The organism is Capnocytophaga sp. H4358 (assembly GCF_002302515.1).
GTDB lineage: Bacteria > Bacteroidota > Bacteroidia > Flavobacteriales > Flavobacteriaceae > Capnocytophaga > Capnocytophaga canis.
In genome coordinates this window covers 455,827-476,341 of sequence record NZ_CP022380.1, presented here as the reverse complement: position 1 = coordinate 476,341, position 20,515 = coordinate 455,827, and the positions used below count along the sequence as shown (strand labels likewise).

The following is a 20,515-nucleotide window of genomic DNA, read 5'->3' as shown; positions in this document are numbered from 1 at the left end:
GAGGCACACTATTTTAGTTGCCTCTTTTCAATCTTAACATCATGAAAACAACTATCTATTCTTCTGTTGATTCCTCTTCTTTAGATTGTGCATTTTGCAAGGTTCTGAGTTCTCGCAATTTTGCTTTCCATGTTTCAAGAGTTTCCTTTTGGTGATTAATGTTTCTGATTACATCACGAACCAACGGATTTTTATCATCTACATTACTGAAAAATTGAAGATTATTCTCTAATTGAAGCACTTCAGCCTTGATTTCGTCAATTTTTCGACGGACAAACATCATTTCATTGGTTAATAAATCCTCATTATCATCGTTTGCTAAACGTTCTAATTTGTTATTGTATTTAATCAACTCAATCTCTTGTTTGTCGAAATCTAACTTTTTGTAGAAGGAATCAATGATTTTATGGAACTTCAAATCAATACCTTTTTTAGCGTGTGGCACTTTCCCAAAGCTATCCCATTGCTCCACAAAACCTTGTAAAGTTTCAAGTTCTTTTTCTCGATTATCTCCCAGTTGGTATTCTTTTATCTTATCCAAGAACTCTTTTTTCTTTTCTAAAGCTTCAAACTCTTTGTTTTGATTGTTTCTTACAGCTTTATGATATTGATCAAAATAGTCGTTACATGCTTTTCGAAATTCTTTCCAAATTTTGTCCGTATTCTTTTTCGGAACGTTACCTATAGCTTTCCAATCCTCTTGGATTTTCTTCATAACTGGCGTTACGGCTTCCCAATCTTGACTGTCTTTGTTGTTTTTTGCTATTTCTAATAAGGCTAATTTTTTCTCAAGGTTTTCTTGTTGTTCTTTTTTGAGATTTTTATAGTAACTATTTTTCTTACGGTTAAATTCACGAACTACCTCCTTGAACTTATGCCATATTTCCTCGGTAAGCGTGTTAGGGACTCTACCTGTGTTTAAGAATTGCTCTCGCAAATTCTCAACCTCTTTAATACCTTTTTGCCAAGCTCCGTGGGTGGTAATTTTACGTTCTGCAACAGTTTTGAGTTTCTCTATTATTTCGTTTTTCTTGACGGCATTAGCCTCATACATTTTGTCTAAATTGTCGAAATAGTACTGCCTTTTCTCATGAACAGCTTTGGTGGCATTACTAAATCGATGCCAAATTTCCTCTCGGTGTTCACGAGCCACAGGGCCAATATCCTCTTTCCACACTTTATGTAACAACTGTAGCTCATGAAAAGCTTTTATTGGATCCACATCACTTTCAGCTAAAGCTTCCGCCTTTTCTACAATTTTCTGCTTTTCTTCTAAATTACGTTTAAAATCAATATCACGCAAATCACGGCTTAAATCTATAAAATCATAGAAATTCTCAACATGATGATAATAATTATTCCACAAATCATTGTACTCGGAATGAGAAACAGCCCCTGCCTTACGCCAACGATCTTGAAGTTGTTGAAAATGCTTGAAAGTAGTGTTGATATTCTCTTCTACGTTGATTAGGTTCTTTATTTCTTCAATAATTTCACGACGTTTTATTAGATTTTCCTGATGAACAACCTCTAAATCCTTATAATACTGATTTCTCTTGTCGCGATATTCGTTGATCAGAGTATAAAACTCCCGATGTAGCGGATGTTCATATTTAAAATCGTATTCCTCGCCTCCGTCAGCAATGTATTCCTCTTTCTTCTCCTCCAGTAACTCCTCATATTTTTTATCAAATTCATTTTTGATAGCATCGACATGTTTTTTAATTGCCTGTACCTTTTCAGTATGAAGCAATTTTTTGAACTCTTGTTTTAGAGCATCTAACGACATTGCCTCATAATGGAGCATGGGAATCTCATGCCGCTTCTTATTGTCTAAATCCTCGGCATCTTCGGCATTCTCTCGGTTGATTTCATTTAATATATGTTGCGTTGCATCACTGTTGTGAGTGACATTAACCTCTTGATTAGTACTATGAGGTGTTTTCGTTACATCTGGCAGTTGTTCATTGTTAAGTTCTGACATAAGCTAATGATTTATGTTACTATTTTCACAATTTTTACGTAAACTCGCTACTAAGGTACAATAAAATATTTAATAAATAGCTGATTTTTAGTTATTTTTTCATTTTTCAGTATAAAAAGTATTTCAAAAAACTGAAAATCAACAATATAAATAGTTTCATTTTTTTTAAGATTTTGCTAACTTTTTATACACACGGTAGCCATATATAGCAATCACTACAAAGCAGACAAATGGCAATATGAACGAAAAGTTTATTGCTGGTAACGATCCTACATTTCCTAAATCAATAATTGCTCCTTGTAAAGGAGGCATCAAAGCACCTCCTACAATCGCCATTACTAAACCAGCGGCTCCCATTGTTGCGTCTTTTCCGGTGTTCTCCAAAGCAATTCCATAGATAGTAGGAAACATCAATGACATAAATCCAGAGGTTAAAATCAAGCAATAGAGTCCGAACATTCCTCCAACAAAAATGACCATAGATGTGGTCAACATCCCTCCGATAGCAAAGATTGTAAGCAATACACTTGGTTTAACATATTTCATCAAAAAAGTGGTTACAAAACGGCTTGACAGAAAAATCACCATAGCTAATATGTTGTAATTCTGTGCCGTGGATTTGTTAATTCCAATGCTTTCAGCGTATTGAATGATGAACGTCCAACACATAATTTGAACAGCAACATAGAAACCTTGCGTAATCACACCTTCGCGATATGCTACATTTTTCGACAAACGCTTAAACGATCCTATTACATCTAATTTACTATTATTCTGTGTGTTAGGCATTTTTGATAAGGCGATGATAATAAAGAATAGCAATACTACAAAGCCCAATATAATATATGGTTTACTGATAATTTCTAAATCTTGAGTCCGTATGATTGCTTTTTCAGAAGCAGAGAGCGTCTCGAAAACTATATTTCCTGCAACGTCTCTTTTATCTGATTCTAAATGAGATAGAACAAAATTCGAGGCAACAAACATTCCTAACAGTGACCCAACAGGGTTGAATGCTTGAGCTAAATTTAGGCGACGCGTAGCTGTGGTTTCGCTTCCCATTGAAAGAATGTAGGGATTTGCTGTGGTTTCTAAAAAAGCTAACCCAAAGGTTAGGATGTAGAGCGAAATTAAAAAATAACTAAATTGCTCATATTTTGCAGCGGGATAAAACAATAACGCTCCCACGGTATACAAAATCAGCCCTAATAATATACCTTTTTTATAGCTGAATCTACTTGCAAAAATAGCTGCGGGAATGGCCATGGTTCCATACCCTCCGTAGAAGGCAAATTGAACCAAAGCAGCTTCTCTATTGGGAATTTCCATTACAGTTTTAAACGCTGCTACCATCGGATTGGTAATATCGTTAGCGAACCCCCATAAAGCAAAAAGACTGGTAATGATAATGAATGGTACTACGTAATGTGAAGGAACAATTTTTTCTTTTTTCATTGCAAAGAATAGTTTTGGTTGTGTTTATTTATAATATATCATCAGCTACAAAGATAAAAAAAATATATAAAAAAACATGCTTTTTTAACTTTTTTTTGAAGATGTTTCGAATCTTCTCGTAAGAAAAGAAAGTATATCGAAGCTACAGCCTTAACGAAATTTGAAGTATGTTATACAAATACATGATTATCAATATTTTTCAAAAATATTAAAATATCGGGAAGTGATGTAAAAAGTATGATACCTTAAAAAAAGAGGACATTTCTGTCAGGCTGAGCGAAGTCGAAGCCCTGTAATGATAAGGCTTCGACTTCGCTCAGCCTGACAATCAGAACTTCCATCATACTTTTTACAACACGACCAAATATCGTATATTCAAAAGTAAACCTGAAAAAATCAAAAAGGCTGTTGAAAATTCATTCAGACAGCCTTTTTTATTAAAAATCAATCAATTATTTTTTGATTCCGTACAAAGCTCCATAGGTATCACAAGCTCGGTAATCAGAACCTTCTTTATCCATTCCAAAAGCGGCCCAAGCTGATGGTCGGAAGATGTCTTTATCCTCCACATTATGCATCATCACAGGTATGCGAAGCATTGATGCTAAAGTAATTAAATCTGCACCTATATGTCCATAACTGATAGCTCCATGATTAGCACCCCAGTATGACATTACCGAATATACATCCTTAAAGTTATCTTTTGAAGGATCTAATCTCGGTACAAACCAAGTCGTTGGCCATGTTGGATTGGTACGTTCATCTAATGTTTTGTGTATATCCTCAGGAATTTCAACCGTCCAACCTTCTGCAATTTGCAACACAGGCCCAACACCTTTCACTAAATTGATTCGCGACATTGTTACAGGCATTTCTCCGACAGTTTTAAACTGAGACGAAAATCCTCCTCCACGGAAATACTCACGAATAGCTTGTGGCCAAAGCGTATTGTCTAAACAAGCCTGAACATCTTGCTCTGTAACTTCCCAATAGGGCTTTAGCAAATGGTTGCCTTCGCTGTCTTTCATTTGTCCAGTAGCATCCAAAGTAGTTGATCCTGAATTGATAAGATGAATAATTCCATTCTTAGCTCTGCCTTCAAGAGTTTTTCCTGTGATACGTTTTACAGCTTCTGGACTCCAATAGGTTCTCACATCTGAGAAAATCTGGGCTGTTCCTGTAAGTAAATGCCCAAATAACATACTTACACCGTTTAAACAATCATTTTCCGTTGCCACAACAAACGCTTGGCGGATGCCGTTCCAATCAAAAGATGAATTCAGAATTGCCTCAGGGAAGTCGCCATTAGGCATAAAATCAGTCCATTGGCGTTGTCCCTGGAAACCTGAAATTAAGGCATTACGCCCGTTCGATTCTTCTCCAAAACCTAACTCGCGTAATTTTGGGTTACCAATCATTAAATCACGAATAATAATTGTCATTTTCACAACAGTTTCCCACTCATAATCTTTTTGTTTTTCATCGACAATATTATGTGCATTATTCCAATTTTTACCCTCTTTGCAATGTTTACGAGTCCATGCTATAGCTTTTTTATATTCATCTTTGTCGTAGATTTCTTCTTTGATACGACGTTGGATTTCAGACATATCTACGAACTCGGTGCGTACACCAAGATAATCTTGTAAGAAATGAATATCAACCATTGACCCTGCTATTCCCATTGATGAATAACCTAATGACAGATATGATTTTCCTTTCATGTAAGCTACGGCCAAACCTGATTTTACAAAACGTAAGATTTTCGCTTGTACATCAGCAGGGATACTGGTGTCATCAGCATCTTGCACCTCACTTCCGTAGATTCCAAATGCAGGAAGTCCTTTTTGAGTGTATCCTGCCAAGGCTGCAGCCAAATAGACAGCTCCTGGACGTTCTGTTCCATTAAAACCCCAAACCGCCTTTGGAATTAATGGATCAGTGTCCATGACTTCAGTTCCATAACACCAGCAAGGCGTAACGGTCAATGAAACACCTACTCCCTCACGTTGGAATTTGTCGGCACAACGTGCTGCTTCCGCCACACCTCCAATGGTTGTGTCAGCAATAACACACTCCACCTGTTCTCCATTCGGGAATCGCAGAGATTTACTAATTAAATCGGCTGCCGCTTGAGCCATTTTCATACACTGAACTTCCAATGATTCACGGACACCTTGCTCTCGCCCGTCAATCACTGGACGAATCCCCACTTTAGGAAGTCGTCCAATTAATCTTTCTTTATTCATTTTTATGATATTAATTTTAACCTTATTAATCCGAATCCTTTCTATCTCTTTATCAAAGCCAAACTAAAGTTACTCGAACATACTTCTTTATTGGAGAAACTGTTCTTAGATAGAGTGATTTATATTGATTTTTAATCTCTTACATTTTTATTATTCTTTTCTTCCTTTCAAAACAAAATACATGCAAATGAGTTACTAATCTTTTTTATGGAATAATCAGCAACAAAAGAGCGTAATTTATTTCCAAAACACTATCCCAACCAACCTTCACGATCTAAACTTCGATATTGGATTGCTTCCCCAATATGATTTTGATTGATAGTTTCACTTTGGTCTAAATCGGCTATAGTCCGTGCTACTTTCAAAATACGGTCATATGCACGAGCCGAAAGATTCAAGCGACTCATTGCATCTTTCAACATCGAAAGTGAAGTTTCATCTAACTTGCAGAATTTTCGTATCTGTTTGGTATTCATTTGAGCGTTGTAGTGTATGTTTTCATACTCTCTAAATCGAGCAGTTTGTATATTTCTCGCTGCAATGACACGCTCTCGAATAGCGTTACTACTTTCTGACTTATGTTCTGATGACAATTTTTCAAACGGCACAGGGTTTACCTCAATGTGTATATCAATTCGGTCTAACAAAGGCCCTGAAATTTTACTCAAATAGCGTTGCATTTCGGCAGGTGTTGAGGTCATTGGAGCATTGGGATCGTTGAAATAACCACTGGGGCTTGGATTCATACTTGCCACCAACATAAAAGATGCAGGATAGGTTATGGTAAATTTAGCTCTTGAAATGGTTACTTCACGGTCTTCCAGAGGCTGTCGCATCACTTCCAAGACGGTACGCTTAAACTCGGGCAACTCATCTAAAAATAAAACTCCATTGTGAGCCAATGAAATTTCACCGGGTTGGGGATATGACCCTCCACCGACTAACGCCACATCAGAAATGGTATGATGAGGACTACGGAACGGACGGTGATACATCAAACCACTGTCTTTAACCCGCCCCACAATGCTATGTATTTTTGTCGTTTCCAAAGCTTCGTGCAAAGTCATTGGTGGCAAAATACTTGGTAAACGCTTTGCTAACATCGTTTTCCCAGATCCTGGAGGCCCTATCAGAATGATATTATGCCCTCCTGCTGCTGCAATTTCCATACAACGTTTGATTGATTCCTGCCCTTTAACATCCGCAAAATCGAACTCCGGTGAATCTATCTGTTTATAGAATTCCTCACGAGTATTAACAACCGTTTTTTCAAGTTCCTTTTCTCCGTTAAAAAAGTCAATAACATCTTTGATATTTTCCACTCCATAGACGTCCAAATCATTGACAATAGCGGCTTCCTTCGCATTTTGAACCGGTAGGATGAATCCCTTGAATTTCTCTTTTCTAGCTTGAATGGCTATCGGCAAAGCTCCTTTGATAGGCTGTAAACTCCCGTCTAAGGATAACTCACCCATAATTATATACTCCGAAAGGTGATCACTTTCCACCTGTCCGTTAGCTGCCAAAATCCCGATGGCAAAACTCATATCATACGCTGAACCTTCTTTACGCATATCAGCAGGAGCCATATTTATAGTGATTTTCTTTCCTGGAATTTTGTAGCCTATATTTTGAAGTGCAGCAGCAATACGGTAGTTACTTTCTTTGATGGCATTATCGGGCAAACCAACCAAATGGTACCCCACACCTTTGTCTATATTCACTTCAATGGTAATAGTGGTTGCTTCTACTCCAAAAACAGCACTTCCGTATATTTTTACAAGCATAAAATCCAATGTATTAGTTCTACAAAGGTATTTTATATTTTGAAAAAAAACAAGTTTTTAAAGCGTTGAAAATTATTTTATTCTAAAAGAACCCTTTTCATTGATTTTCATAATGAGTTGTTCCCGTTTACCTTGGAGTGTAAACGTACTTTTTAATTTTAGCTGTGATTTGGTAATTGCTACGATGGAATAACTTCCTTTGGGAAGAAAAAACGAAGATGAAGATGCTCCCGCAACGATGTTTTCAGAAAAATAGGGTTCAATACTGACAGAAACCGATTCAAAATAATTATTTCTGATAGTAAGATGATACTGTTCAGGTTCAATGGCATCTTTTCTGTGAAAAAATATATGCTATATCAGTAAAAAAGAGTGCTTGTTTGAATTTTTTTAAGATAATAATGTTAATCTTTTCTTAAAAAATAAACAGTTCAGGTTCATTTTTTGACCGTTCATGCAAAAATCACCTTTTTTGAACAGAAAATGTTAAAATTTCATGTGACACAAATTTGGTTAGAAGAAAATAGATATGTACATTTGTACCGCAAATTATCTCTTTGAGAGTACAAACTCTCAGAAGGAAATCATTAATCATCTCTTTATATGGAAAAGGTTGTCTATATTCAATAGCAACCTTTTTTCTTGTAAATAAAACCGTTTATCATTCATATTTTTTTGTAGCTTTGCACCCGTTTTATGAAAAACATATTTCTTAAATGAAAAATCCTGTATTCCGACTGTACTTTATTGATGTGATGAGAGCTTTTGCCATTTGCATGATGTTACAAGGTCACTTTGTTGATGGCTTGTTAGCAAATGAATTTCGAAACTCAGAAAATATTTTTTATTCTACATGGTTGTTTTTTAGAGGATTAACAGCTCCTGTATTTTTCACCGTATCAGGTTTTATTTTCATGTTCCTCTTAGCTAAAGAAAAAACAGACGAAAAAATAGGATGGAATCACTCACGTGTTATTAAAGGAATCCGCAGAGGTATTGTATTGATTATCACCGCATATCTACTCAGAACACATATTAGAAGTCTATTGGTTTACGGAAAAATATATCCAAACACCTATATGATTGACGTATTGCATTGCATTGGGTTATCTCTACTATTTCTAATTTCAATTTATTTGTTTTCCTATCGAAAGAAAATTTACGTAATGCCATCAATTTTGTTAGGTTTCACACTAATTTCTTTTGTCTTTGCACCTATCTATTCAGCGATGAACTACGATTTTCTACCGATAGCACTAGCAAATTATTTCACAAAAGCGAACGGATCGGTGTTTACGATTTTCCCTTGGTTTGGTTACGCTTCCTTTGGTGCGTTTATGGGCGTCTTGTTTAGTATCTTTCGTAATAATAAATATGTTTATAACTACGCAATTGTTTTCACATCTTTTTTCGGGTTGGTGCTATCCTTTATCTTTTCTCCATTTCTTTTATGGATGAATCAACTAACAAACAGCGATTTAGCATTGTTACTTGCCAAAAACGAGATATTCAATCGTTTAGGAAATGTTTTATTAGTATTTACAGTGTTCATGGCATTACGAAATGTGATTATGTCTGAAAAAATCCGCAGTATCGGACAAAATACATTGTCGATTTATATCATCCATTACATCATTCTTTACGGAAGTTTTACCGGATTCGGATTGTATCAGTATTTTCATTTTAGTTTAAATCCGTACATAACTATTATAGGAGCATTGCTCTTTGTAGCGTTAAACATCTGGATTTCATTCAGATACAATCACTGGAAATTTATTGTATTTGAAAAGCTGCAATTTGTTATCACTGAAATAAAACAAGCCTTCATCGAAGGATATCGCCTAAGTACTAGGTTTTTACTGAGACTCAAAAATCAAATATTATTACTACTATTGGCGTTCACTCGAAAATAAAATTGATGCCAACTAAACAATCTCAGCAACAACAAACGTACTGCCTCCTACGAAAATAAAATCTTCGGGGGTAGCATTCTTTTTTGCAAAAGTGAGTGCCAATTCTACCGAAGAGTAAGTATCTCCTTTTAAATTATTTTTGTTCGCCAATTCCTTTAAAAGATGTACATCCAACCCTCTTGGGATATTCGGCTTACAAAAATAATAATGTGCTGTTTTTGGAAACATTTTCAATACAGTTTCTACATCTTTTTCTTTTACAAACCCTAAAACAATATGTAAGTTTTTATAAGTTTGCTTTGCAATTTGGTCAAGAACATAGGATAACCCTGCCTCATTATGCCCTGTGTCACAGATAATTTTAGGATTTTCACCAAGTGTTTGCCAACGACCTTTTAAATTGGTATTTTTCACAACGCTTTTGAGTCCAATAGCGATGTTTTCTTCTGAAATATCCCAAAAATGGTTGCGTAAAAAATCTAAAACGGCAATAACCCCTTTAATATTTTTCTCTTGATAAAACCCTTTCAAATCGGTAGTTAAATGAGTTTTTATTTCATTAGCGAAAACAATTGGAGCGTTTTCTTCTTTTGCTTTTTGAATGAAGACATCTGCCGTTTGCTCATCATATTCGCTGATAACCACAGGTGTGTTTCTTTTAATAATTCCAGCCTTTTCAGAAGCTATTTTAGGAAGTGTATTACCTAATATATCCGTATGATCTTTTGAAATGTTTGTAATCAATGACACTTCAGGAATTATAATATTGGTAGAATCAAAACGTCCTCCCAAACCAACCTCAATCACAGCTATATCCACTTGCTGTTTAGCAAAATAATCAAAGGCAAGTCCCACGGTCATTTCAAAAAAAGAGAGATTGTTAGCTTCGAAAAAAGATCGGTAATTAGCAATGAACTCAACTACCTCTTCCTGTGGAATTTCAAAGCCATTAATTTTTATTCGCTCCCGAAAATCACGTAAATGAGGAGAAGTATATAACCCCACTTTATAACCTGCCTCTTGTAGGACAGATGCCAACATATGGCTTGAAGAGCCTTTTCCGTTGGTTCCTGCGACATGTATGGTCTTAAATTTCGTTTGAGGATGTCCTAATTCGGCAACTAATTTTTGAATGTTATCAAGTTTATGGTTCAAAGCGCTACGCCCTTGTTGTTGAAACATCGGTAGTCTATTGAACATCCAATTGAGTGTTTGTTGATAGTCCAAGGTTATTCTCCTAACTTAAAATTAACGACAATAAATCCAACTTGACGAGCAGGAGCATTGCTGTCGGCATTCCATTTGTGCTTGAAAGCTGTTTTCCGAGCTGCTTCAAGCAAACAAGGTTCTCTACTGGTTGTTCCACGAGCTCCTGGGGTAGCTTTCACAACATTCCCATTTTGGTCAACTTCGATTTGTACAACGACTACGCCTTCTTCATTGCAGTTTTGTATCTCTTTTCCTTCAGCTTGAATGCTACGACCTTTAAGCCCCCAACCCTTACCGCTAGTTCCGGAGCCTCCTGCTCCGTAGTAAGAATTTGCGTATGGATCACCATTCGGATCACCTTTGTATCCTCCAACCTTATCGTCACCCTGCCCTGATGTAGCATTACCACCAGCATTGGCTGCCCCCAGAATACTTGACAGTGCATCCGTAGCTTCTTTTGAAGGCTTAGGGGTTTCTTTTGGAGTTTCAGATGCAGTTGGTTTTGGATTCTCTTTAGGTTTCTCCTTTTTAGGTTCGTCTTTTTTCTTTTCTTCTTTCTTAGGTTCGTTTGTAGTAGCGACAACCTCTTCATCAGTATTCTCTTGAGCTAATAAGTTTTCTTTTACCTCTTCGATTTTAGTTTCTTGAGGCTGTGAAGGTTGTTCAACACGCGTGGACTCAGATCGAGAAGCACTGGGTGGCGGTGTACGCTGTCCACTTCCCATCAAATCTACACCAAAAATGACATCTACCCCATTTTCAGGCGGAGGGTCTAAATATTTCAGACCTGTAAAAAACAACAAAAAAACCATAATCGCCATAATAAATATGGTGATAACTAATGATTTACGTTTGTGTTTTGTATCTACTATACTCATATTTCCTTTACTTCGGGCGTACAGCCAAAATAACCTTATATTGATTTTGGTTAGCGATGTCCATTACTGTCACGGCGTTCTCTATCGGTACGCTTTCTTCTACTCTCAAAATGATTGTAGGCTTTTCTACATCTTTAAGAGCATTTCTCAATTCTGTTTCTAAATTTTCAACCGCAACAGGTTTCTTATCAATAAAATAATCTAATTTCTTATTGATACTCACAGAAACATTCTGCGTATTTGTTGATTTTCCTTTGGCTTTGGGCAATAGTAAATCCAGCGCATTAGGACTGTTAGCCGTAATCATAAAAAACACTAACAGCAAAAACACAATATCGGTCATTGAGGACATGCTAAATTCCGCACTTACCTTATTTCTACCTCTGATTTTCATTGTTTTACGAATGTTAAAATGTTATAGAGGTTCGTTCAACAAATCTAAAAACTCTACCACGTTTGCTTCCATTTGGTGAACCACTTTGTCAGTACGAACCACCAAGTGGTTATAGCCAATATAAGCAATAATTCCCACTATAAGTCCAGCTACCGTAGTTGCCATAGCCGTGTAGATACCACTTGCTAATGACCCCATTTCAGCCTGACCTCCTGCGGATGCCATCTCATGGAACGATAAAATCATACCAACAACTGTTCCTAAAAATCCAATCATAGGACCTGCTCCTGCAATAGTAGCCAAAATAGCAGTATTTTTCTCTAATTTATATACCTCTAATGTTCCTGCATTTTCAATGGCTTTGTTGATGTCATCAAGAGGCTTACCAATGCGAGAAATCCCCTTTTCAATCAAGCGAGATACCGGTGAATTTGACTGCAAACAAAACATTCGTGCCGCATCTAACTTCCCTGCTAAAATGCTATCTCTAATTTTCATCATAAAATTTCTGTCTACCTTGGAAGCTGCATTGATGGCAAATAATCGTTCAAAATAAATGAACAAAGCCACTGTAAGCATAGCAAATAGTACAGCAATGATGATAATACTTGAGGTACCACCATTAACAATTAAATCCATAACGGAAAGCGTTTTTTCCTCAACAAGAGCAGTTTCACTTGCAACACCAAGTGAATCAATAGATGTCTGTAATGCCATAATAATTAGTTAAGTTATTTCTTTAAACCCGCAAAAATAACAATTAATTTATTTATACCACAATATTTTTTATTGATTTTTTGTTTTAAATACACAACTATCCGAAACTTTTAAAATAAAAGTTGCCTGAGAATGTCGTATATTTGAAAAATTCCCATTTTTTTTTCAATTATGGCACTCTTCAGGCGAAGCAAAAATACAAATAAACCCGTAATCAGACAAATTTTAGATCTCATTCCTGCGCATATTTTAAGAGCGGAAATCGCTAAACATCAGTCCGATAAGGGAAAGTCTACCTATAAAACTCGCGACCAATTGGTGGCACTAACTTTCGGACAGCTGAATAAATGCTATACGCTATCCGACATAAGTTGCGGATTATCAGTAAGTAGCACTTTCCTAAGCGATCTCCAACTCAAACAAAGTCCCGCAAAATCAACAATGAGTGATGGAAACAAAGTAAGACATTATGCAGTATTTAAAGATTTGTATTCTAGTCTTTTAAAGTATTACAAACACTCTTTAAAAGCCAAACATCAAAGTCATATCATCGATGAAATCCAAAACCACAAAATAAAAATCATTGACAGTACTACCATTAGCCTGTGTTTAAGTCTTTTCAACTGGGCAAAATTTCGGACAGCTAAAGGCGGACTCAAAATTCACACCGTTTGGGACGATCAACTTGGATTGCCTGAAATGGTCAATATCACCGAAGCTAAAACACACGATAGCAAAGGATTACAACAAAATATCTATCCGAAAAACACCATCATTGTTGAGGATAGAGGCTATTTTGATTTTAGTTTGATGCTCGGCAGAATCCATTGCCAAAATACTTTTGTTACGCGAATTAAGTCCAACACGCTCTACCAAAGTTTTGAAGAACGAGACCTGCCTGATGAAAAAGACCACGACATCCTCAAAGATGAAATCATCGTTTTGACCTCAAAAAAGGCGGTAGAAAGTGGTATTGATCAAGAGAAATTACGTTTGGTAACGGTTTATAAGCAAGACGGCAACAAAACCATAGAAATCATCACCAATAATATGGATTGGACGGCGAGAACCATTGCGGATTTGTACAAAAAACGCTGGGATATTGAGTTGTTTTTCAAGGCGATGAAGCAAAATTTACAGATAAAAACTTTTCTTGGCACGAGTGAAAATGCGGTGAAATCACAGATTTATGTATCTTTGATTTGCTATCTTCTGTTGGAGTTGATAAAGCGATTTTATAGCGATAAAAAGACGGCATTTAGTAATTTTTGCGAGAAAATAAGGGTGTGTCTTATGCATTATTTAACCTTGAATTATGTATGCAATGAGCTGAAACCGATTGTAAAAAAAGCAAAAAAACCACCTGAAAACACACTCTTTGACAGAGATAATTCCGCACAACAAACAAGTCTGCCCTTATAAATAAAGGGTTGACAAGGAATTTTATGAGTTTTCAAAAAACTTTCGGACGGCTGTGTTTTAAATACTATAAATGTTCCTCTTCAGCATCTTGACTAAAAGAGAGAGATGATTTTATCTTGGAATGCACTTCCTAAAGTTAGATCAAAATAGCGTTTGCAGAACTTCCAAAGATTTATTTCTTTTAAAATTTGGAAAATGCCACTCGTAATATTTCAATAGACTGTTTAACAAACTATTACGAATAATTCTATTGGTTTTTACACTTTCTAAATCGGTATACGAAGTTTGAATGATACGTTTGAACAAAGCTAAAGCTTCGCCCGAAATGCTGTACTTACTCTGGTCAATAGTAGTAAAAATACCCTCCTCAACGTTGAAAAACAGATGACTATCATCGAAAGTATTAGGATAAAAACCTAAATAGTACGTCATATCAACTAAAAATTTTAGATGGAAATTTGCCGAAAATTCGTTTTCATCAAAAAAATGAAGTTTTTCTTCTAAAAATCGATAAAATTCAGGTTCCTTGTGTTCCACATTGCAAACAATAGCACTTATTTCCGAAAGCAACATCACCACTGAACTTTTCAAAACATTGGTGTGTAACGAACGGTAAAAGCGCTTTAATTTAGCTTCTTTAATGCGTCCCAATGTTCCAGAATCTTTGTTTAAGGCTATCAGCTCCAATTGTGTAAAAGGTTGAAAAAGAGCTATCTTTAAAGTTGTTTTCTTTGAGGATAATACACCTTGTAGCAGATAACTACGCATACCATATTCCTTTGTAAAACATTTGACAATCAAACTACTGTCAGTATATTTCATAGAGGAAATAACAATAGCATCGGTTTTTATATACATCGGTAGGATAAAACTTTGGTGGCAAAGATACAACTTTTTGTAACACTTTTCTTTGAGATTTTGATATTTTCTCGTACCTTTACGGCTCTTTTAAAAATAATCATTATGAAAAATAGTTTTATCATCTTATTCATCTTCTTTACAGCCTTGGGATGTAAAAAGGACGGTGCAAATTTTAACAGTAATCCATTGATTTACAAGGATTACATTACAGGATTTTCTAATGGATTAGTCTCTGCCGAATCTCACTTCAAAGTAACGCTGAATGAGGCTATCTCTCAGGAAAAGTTGGACAAAATTGATAATCTAAAACTTTTTGATATTTCTCCAAGAGTGAAAGGAAAGGTTGTGGCATTGAATAACCGACACATTGAATTTGTCCCAGAAGAACGTCTGAGTCAGGACACTGAATACAAAATTTCGTTTCAGTTGAAAAAATTATTTGACGTATCATCTGATTTAGAAGTATTTAACTTTACTGTTAAAACTTTTCAACAGGCATATAAAATTAAACAAGGAGATTTGCAGTCTTACAACGAAAACTTGTGTTTCTTAAATGCCGAATTGCTTACCAATGATGCACTTGCATATGAAGAGGTGCAGAAATTAGTAACTGCAAAAGTAGGAGACAAAAGCATTTCAGTTAAAGTATCACCACAGACGAGTGAGAATCGTTATCCAATTATTTTTGATAGTATCCCACGCACGGACAAAGAACAACGCTTGGTAGTGTCGTGGCGTAACGACCAAGTAGCCGAAGAAAACAAAGAACCTTTTGATTATTTGATTCCTGAAAAGGGAAATTTTAAAGTACTATCAATAGTTGTTGACGATAAAACCAACAAATCGTTTTCGGTGAATTTTTCAGAACCTTTGGAAAGAAACCAAAATTTTAATGGATTAGTTTCAAGTGTTTTAGGAACGGAACAAAAATACAGCACCAATGGGAATATACTGAAAGTATTTTTAGACGCTCCTGCTGAAGGCGATTACAAGTTATCTGTTTTTCAAGGTATTAAAAGTGTTTATAATAAACGTTTACGAACAGACTACACCACTAATATTTCTTTTTTACAACAGAAACCTGATTTGCGTTTTATTAAAAATGGTACAATTTTACCAAGTTCTGAAAATTTGAAAGTTAACTTTCAAGCAATCAACCTACGTGCAGTTCACGTAACAGTCTATCGTATCTACGAAAATAATGTACTTCAATTTCTACAAGAAAACTCTTTACAGTCAAGCAATTCCATTTACAGAGTAGGAAAACCTGTAGCTCGAAAAGTTATTGAATTGACTGAAAGTGCATTATATCCACTGAAGGAGTGGAACACCTATGCTGTAGACTTGTCATCAATCATCATGCCTGAACCAGGAGCTATCTATCGTGTTGAATTGGGAATGAAAAAGAATTACGCTCTTTATGGCTGTGGCAAAGATGATGAACCTTTGGATTATTCTTTTGAAGATGAACCTCTTGAAAAAGATAATTTCTATGATGATGACTATTACTATTGGGAAGGTAGTGACGATCCTTGTGAAGAATCATATTACACATATAGAAGTAAAACAACCAACATCTTAGCTTCCGATCTGGGAGTAATCGCTAAAAAAGGACAAAATAATAATTACACCATCGTAGTTAATAACATTTTGACTACTGAACCTGTAGCTGGAGCTTTGGTAGAAGTATTTGATTATCAACAGCAAAAAATCAATGAAGCGAAAACCGATAAAAAGGGAATTGCTAACTTTGATTTGTCATCACGAGCGTTCTTTGCAGCTATTAAGAAGGATAATAGCACAACCTACATTAAAATGGATGATGCTATTCCTCAGTCAGTTAGTAAATACGATGTAGATGGAATGCGTTTGCAAAAGGGATTGAATGGATTTGTTTATACAGAGCGTGGTGTTTGGCGTCCGGGAGATAGTATTTACGTTGGATTTGTACTTAACGATTTTGCTCAGAAAAACCCTGAGAAATTACCTGTAAAATTAACATTTACAGACCCTTATGGAAAAGTAGTTGCTGAACGTATGCAAAATAGCAATGAATCGAATCACTACATGTTTGGTTTAAGCACCTCACAAGATGCTCCAACTGGGAATTGGAGCGTAAATATTGCAGCAGGAGCTTCTCGCTATACCAAACAAATTAAGATTGAGACAATTAAACCTAACCGATTAAAAATAGAAAACAGTTTGCATGGACAACAAATTTCAGCACGAGGTTCCAACGCTCATTTACGTGTATCATGGTTACATGGAACACCTGCAGGAAATACCCAAGTGAGTATGAAAGCAAAATTCTATCCGATGGAAACTCTTTTCAAAGGATATGAAGAATATATATTTAACAACGAAGCATACCAGTTTGAAAATCAAGAAATTGATGTGTACGAAGGAAAAACTGATGAAACAGGGAATACTAGTTTCTTCTTTAAAACGGAGAATTTGGAAGCTCCTGGAATGTTGCGTGTCAATCTATTGACACAGGCTAGTGAAAGTGGTGGTGATTTCAGTACAGATGTTAGTACAGCGTCTTTTTCGCCATACAACAATTATGTTGGATTGGGCTTACCCGAGGTGAACAAATACGGATATTATGGTACCGAAAAAAAACATACATTCGAAACAATTGTAGTCTCTGAACAAGGTCAGCCATTACGTAACAAACACGTATCGGTTGCTATTTACAAAGTAGGTTGGAATTGGTGGTGGGATGCTTCTAATCAAAATATTTCAACTTACAACAGTTCAAGCAGTAATTCACTGTATGCAACTACTAGACTAACGACTGATGCCAGTGGAAAAGCTTCTTTTGACATAGAAATTCCTGACTCGGATTGGGGCAGATATTTCGTCTTACTTTCTAATGAAGACAGTGGACATAAGTCTGGAACTTCTGTTTATTTTGATTGGGATTCATGGAGTGGAAAATCACGTAATGTAAGTGGCGATGAGGCTGTAATGCTTACATTAGGAAGTAATAAAAAAGAATATAATGTTGGCGAAAAAGCTACTATTTCGTTCCCTTCAGATGAGGGAGGAAGAGCCTTGATTTCTGTTGAAAACGGAAGCAACGTTTTGGAAACATATTGGGTAGAAACGGACAAAAACGAAACAACCTATGATATTTCTATTACTGATAAAATGGGGCCAAATGTCTATGTTTACGTAACTTTGCTCCAACCTCATGCTAACACTGTAAATGATTCGCCTATACGCCTGTACGGAATTTTACCAATCTCAGTGATTGATAAAGAGACACAACTTACACCTGAGATAAAAATGCCTGAAGTATTGCGTCCAGAACAAAAAACGACTATCAAAGTAAGTGAAAAATCAGGAAAACCAATGACTTATTCTTTGATGATTGTAGAAGATGGTTTATTAAATTTAACAAGGTTCTCAACCCCAAATCCGTGGAAAACTTTCTTTTCAAAAACCGCTTTAGGAGTGAAAACTTGGGATGTTTATAACGATGTGATTGGTGCTTATGGAGGCACTATTAATCAAGCGTTTAGTATTGGTGGAGACGAAGATTTAGGAGGAGCTGAAGCTCAGAAAGCTAACCGATTCAAGCCTTTTGTAATCGTAAAAGGACCTTTTAAACTCAAAAAAGGAGGAACAAATGCACACGATATTCAAATTCCTAATTACATAGGATCAGCACGTGTGATGATTGTAGCATCGAATGTGGAGAAAAATGCGTATGGTTTTGCTGAGAAAAAAGAAGTGCCAGTTCGCAGTCCACTAATGTTATTAGGTTCACTGCCTCGCAAAGCCGTTCCAGGAGAGCGTATTACCTTACCTGTAACTGTATTTACAATGGAAAATAACATCAAAAATGTGTCTATATCCGTTGAAACTAATGAACAGTTCAAGGTGGTTAGTGATCGTTCACAATCCTTATACTTTGAAAAACCAGCTGAAAAAATGGCTTATTTCGAATTAGAAACCACAGCAGCTATGGGCATAGGAAGGGTTAAGATTACAGCTTCATCTGGTAACGAAAAAGCAGTTTATGAAGTGGAAATGGATGTTTATAATCCAAATCCAATGACATATCACATCAGTAAGGAAGTGATTAGCGAAGGAAAAACAGCTAATTTCTCAATGAAGGCGTTTGGTGATAAAGCCAATGCTGTATTGGAAATTTCGAGTTTCCCTGGAATTAATTTGCACCAGCGATTGAACTATTTGATTTCCTATCCACACGGATGTGCCGAACAGATTACTTCAGGAGCATTTCCTCAGTTATTCTTAACTGATTTTATGAATCTTACATCTGAAAAAATCGAAGAAACTAAGCGAAATGTAACTGCTGCAATTAGTAAACTACACGAAAACCAACTTACTAACGGAGGATTTTCGTACTGGAAAGGTAGCAACTACGCCGATGATTGGGCAACATCCTATATTGGGCAATTTTTTATTGAGGCTGAAAAACGAGGATACGTGCTTCCTTCAGGAAGTAAAAATAAATGGTTGACTTACCAAAACAATGCAGTACGTCAATGGAAATACGAACCACGTTATAGCAATGATTTTGCCCAAGCATATCGCTTATATACGTTGGCTTTGGCGGGAAATCCAAATATAGGTGCAATGAATCGTTTACGTGAAATGAAAGAAATTTCAGTCAAAACTAAACGTATGTTAGCTTCTGCGTACGCTGTAGCGGGACAGAAGAAAACGGCTGAAAATCTGTTCCAAACGATGAGTACAGACAATGATGGAGACTATTACTACTATGGTTCGGAACTTCGCAATAAAGCGATGGCATTAGAAACAGCCTTACTTATCGGTAAAAAACAGGAGGCTGCAGAATGGGCTTTCCAAATCGCAGAAAAATTGTCTTCGACAGATTGGTTGAGTACGCAAACCACCGCCTATTCGTTGTATGCAATGGCAAAATACGTGGCTGTGAACAAAAGTGGTTCTGATTTTTCAGCAGCATATGTGCTTAACGGGAAAACCGAAAATATAAAATCTGGTGAACCTATGGCGTCAATCACTTTACCAGTCAAAGGTGAAAAACAAACCGTTCAAGTAAAAAATAATTCAAAACAAACTTTGTATGCTAAATTGATTACCAGTGGTGTACTCCCTGTTGGGGAGGAATTAGCTATGCAAAACGGATTAGCAATTTCAACTACATTCCGAACTAAAGGTCAAAACACCGATATTAGCCAATTGCAACAAAGTACCGAATTTACAGCAATTATTGAAGTTAGAAATTTGACACAAGATTATGTAAATAATATAGCCTTAACACAATTAATTCCATCCGGATGGGAAATTGTCAATACTCGATTTACGGACTATGGAGGAGCTGAACAAAATAATCTTGATTATGTTGATTTTAGAGACGACAGAGCTAATTTCTATTTTGCATTGCGAGGTCAGGAAGTAAAAATAATTCAATTGAAGCTAAACGCTTCTTACGCAGGAAAATACTATTTACCTGGAACCTATGCGGAAGGAATGTACGACAATCGTTACAATACTCGAACTGAAGGCAAATGGGTAGAAGTAATAAGAAAATAATATTTAAGGGTAAATTCTTAAAATAATCTAAAAAAAATATATATTTTTGCGGGTAAAAAGTTCTAAATAACCTTTCTGAGGAGAGGGCATAAT

The 20,515-nt window shown here is 36.0% G+C and carries 12 protein-coding genes; 3 read left to right on the top strand and 9 right to left on the bottom strand.

Features of this window, described 5'->3' with window-relative positions:
- Positions 1-55 precede the first annotated feature (55 nt).
- The 4 genes from CGC49_RS02015 to CGC49_RS02000 form a co-directional block, all read right to left on the bottom strand.
- The gene (locus tag CGC49_RS02015; protein ID WP_095912662.1) at positions 56-1,807 is read right to left on the bottom strand and encodes a DUF349 domain-containing protein; all 1,752 of its coding nucleotides are present in this window, start codon (positions 1,805-1,807) and stop codon (positions 56-58) included.
- Between the two features lie 342 nt (positions 1,808-2,149).
- Positions 2,150-3,439, bottom strand: a complete 1,290-nt coding sequence (fucP, locus tag CGC49_RS02010; RefSeq protein ID WP_095911732.1) for an L-fucose:H+ symporter permease — start codon at positions 3,437-3,439, stop codon at positions 2,150-2,152.
- A 452-nt stretch (positions 3,440-3,891) separates the two neighbouring features.
- Positions 3,892-5,688, bottom strand: coding sequence for an L-fucose isomerase (locus tag CGC49_RS02005; protein ID WP_095911731.1), 1,797 nt, complete (start codon positions 5,686-5,688; stop codon positions 3,892-3,894).
- Between the two features lie 251 nt (positions 5,689-5,939).
- The gene (locus CGC49_RS02000) at positions 5,940-7,475 is read right to left on the bottom strand and encodes a YifB family Mg chelatase-like AAA ATPase (RefSeq protein WP_042345736.1); all 1,536 of its coding nucleotides are present in this window, start codon (positions 7,473-7,475) and stop codon (positions 5,940-5,942) included.
- A gap of 716 nt (positions 7,476-8,191) precedes the next feature.
- Here CGC49_RS02000 and CGC49_RS01990 point away from each other — a divergent pair.
- On the top strand, positions 8,192-9,388 hold the full coding sequence (locus tag CGC49_RS01990; protein ID WP_095911730.1) for a heparan-alpha-glucosaminide N-acetyltransferase domain-containing protein: 1,197 nt from the start codon (positions 8,192-8,194) through the stop codon (positions 9,386-9,388).
- 12 nt (positions 9,389-9,400) lie between these two features.
- Here the strand turns inward: CGC49_RS01990 and CGC49_RS01985 are convergent, their stop codons facing one another.
- From CGC49_RS01985 to CGC49_RS01970, 4 genes are read right to left on the bottom strand one after another with little or no spacing between them, the layout of a single operon-like run.
- On the bottom strand, positions 9,401-10,615 hold the full coding sequence (locus CGC49_RS01985) for a folylpolyglutamate synthase/dihydrofolate synthase family protein (protein WP_095911729.1): 1,215 nt from the start codon (positions 10,613-10,615) through the stop codon (positions 9,401-9,403).
- Positions 10,616-10,617: 2 nt separating this feature from the next.
- Complete coding sequence (locus CGC49_RS01980; RefSeq protein WP_095911728.1) at positions 10,618-11,475, bottom strand: energy transducer TonB; 858 nt, start codon at positions 11,473-11,475, stop codon at positions 10,618-10,620.
- A gap of 7 nt (positions 11,476-11,482) precedes the next feature.
- Positions 11,483-11,869 carry a biopolymer transporter ExbD gene (locus tag CGC49_RS01975; RefSeq protein ID WP_042007961.1) on the bottom strand — a complete coding sequence of 129 codons (387 nt, stop codon included), beginning with the start codon at positions 11,867-11,869 and terminating at the stop codon, positions 11,483-11,485.
- Between the two features lie 21 nt (positions 11,870-11,890).
- Positions 11,891-12,589 (bottom strand): MotA/TolQ/ExbB proton channel family protein, encoded by a 699-nt coding sequence (locus CGC49_RS01970; RefSeq protein ID WP_042342983.1) that lies wholly within the window; start codon positions 12,587-12,589, stop codon positions 11,891-11,893.
- A 168-nt stretch (positions 12,590-12,757) separates the two neighbouring features.
- Here CGC49_RS01970 and CGC49_RS01965 point away from each other — a divergent pair, with 168 nt between their 5' ends.
- A complete protein-coding gene (locus CGC49_RS01965) occupies positions 12,758-14,008 on the top strand; it encodes an IS4 family transposase (protein ID WP_095893286.1) in 1,251 nt (416 codons plus the stop codon).
- A 141-nt stretch (positions 14,009-14,149) separates the two neighbouring features.
- Here the strand turns inward: CGC49_RS01965 and recO are convergent, their stop codons facing one another.
- Positions 14,150-14,866, bottom strand: a complete 717-nt coding sequence (recO, locus tag CGC49_RS01960; RefSeq protein ID WP_095893285.1) for a DNA repair protein RecO — start codon at positions 14,864-14,866, stop codon at positions 14,150-14,152.
- 105 nt (positions 14,867-14,971) lie between these two features.
- Here recO and CGC49_RS01955 point away from each other — a divergent pair, with 105 nt between their 5' ends.
- Positions 14,972-20,422: an alpha-2-macroglobulin gene (locus CGC49_RS01955; protein WP_095911727.1), complete on the top strand. Its 5,451-nt coding sequence runs from the start codon at positions 14,972-14,974 to the stop codon at positions 20,420-20,422.
- Positions 20,423-20,515 lie beyond the last annotated feature (93 nt).